Raw genomic sequence first — 1,587 nt, forward strand, 5'->3', positions numbered from 1 at the left:
TTGGTGTTGGTTACCTCTAATGTAAATGGCGTTAAACTGGCGCTATCTGTGCCATCGTTAACACTGATAGTAATAGCCGCGTAGCTGCCCACATCCTCGTTCTGTGGCGTGCCCGCTAATTCGCCCGTACTGGTGTCAAAGCTTGCCCAGCTTGGCTTATTAATGATGCTGAAACTGAGGCTATCACCATCAATATCACGCACTGATGGCGTAAACTGATACTGACTGTCTTCGCTTACCGTGGTGTTCGGTGTACCACTGATTGTCGGTGCATCGTTAACGTTTTTAACTGTGAGATTAAAGCTACTCAGTGCTGTAGTAATCGCGCCGTCTGATACTGAAATAATAATGTTGTTATTTACGCCGACATCATCATTACTTGGCGTACCTGACAACTGCCCAGTGCTGCTATCAAAGTTTGCCCAGCTCGGCTTGTTGCTAATACTAAAGGTTAAGCTGTCGCCATCAATATCGCTGGCTGTTGGGGTAAAGCTATAAGGCGTATCTTGATCAACATTTAATGCAGGAACACCACCAATCGTTGGTGCGTCATTGACGTTGATCACCGTTAAGTTAAATGCCGGTAAGCTCACCGTATCCATGCCATCGCTGACACTGATCACAATATTACTGTACACACCCACATCGCTGTTACCAGCGGTACCACTGAGCAACCCTGTACTGCTATCAAAACTCAACCAACTTGGTTTATTACTGATGCTAAAGGTTAAGTTATCGCCCTCGGTGTCAGTTGCCGTTGGCGCAAAACTATAAGCGATTTTCTCACTCACTGACACAGTCGGTGAACCGCTGATCACTGGCACATCATTAACACTGCTCACGGTCACTGTGATCACCGCTGGTGCTGAATCCACGCTACCATCGTTAGCAACAAAGCTGAAGCTATCGGTGCCAAAGAAGTCACTCTCACCTTGGTATATTGCTTGCGAGCCAGTCAATGTAACACGGCCATTTTGTGGCTGACTGCTTATTTGATACGTTAAGGTATCGCCTTCGATATCGCTGGCGGTAAGGTTGATAGTCAGTGGCGTATCTTCATTTACTGACACCGCTGCAGCGCTGGCAACAGGGGCATCATTTACAGCATTAACGGTTAAGTTAACACTAACAGGAGCTGAATCTAACGCACCATCATTGGCTACAAACGTGAAACTATCACTGCCGTTATAATCTGCCGCAGCTGAATACAACCAACTATCACTGCTTTGTTGAACTAGCGTTCCGTGTGCGACATCAGTATCAATGCGATAAGTTAAGCTGTCATTTTCGATGTCTGTCGCAAGCAATGTGATCAATAAGCTTGCATCTTCATCAAGGCTAAGGGTTTGCGTTTGTGCCACTGGCGCATCATTGACTGGGCTCACGGTCATGGTGACAGTAGCAAGGTTAGATATCGCGCCATTGCTGTCTTTAACTGTGTAAGTAAAGCTGTCGTCACCATAGTAATCTGCATTGGCGGTGTAAATGATTGCCCCCGTTGCGGTTACTTGAGTTTGCCCATTGCTTGGTGCACTGACAACCGTCACACTGCTCACATCTAAGCTGTCGCCGATATCAACATCACTG

At 46.7% G+C, this 1,587-nt stretch carries 1 protein-coding gene; it reads right to left on the reverse strand.

Translation table 11 applies throughout. The features are described from left to right. Positions 1-1,587 (reverse strand): tandem-95 repeat protein (locus H5180_RS23270; protein ID WP_182759253.1); only part of this gene is annotated, 1,587 nt, incomplete at both ends.

Origin of the sequence: Pseudoalteromonas sp. SR41-4 (assembly GCF_014163985.1) — a bacterium.
GTDB classification, from domain to species: domain Bacteria; phylum Pseudomonadota; class Gammaproteobacteria; order Enterobacterales; family Alteromonadaceae; genus Pseudoalteromonas; species Pseudoalteromonas rhizosphaerae.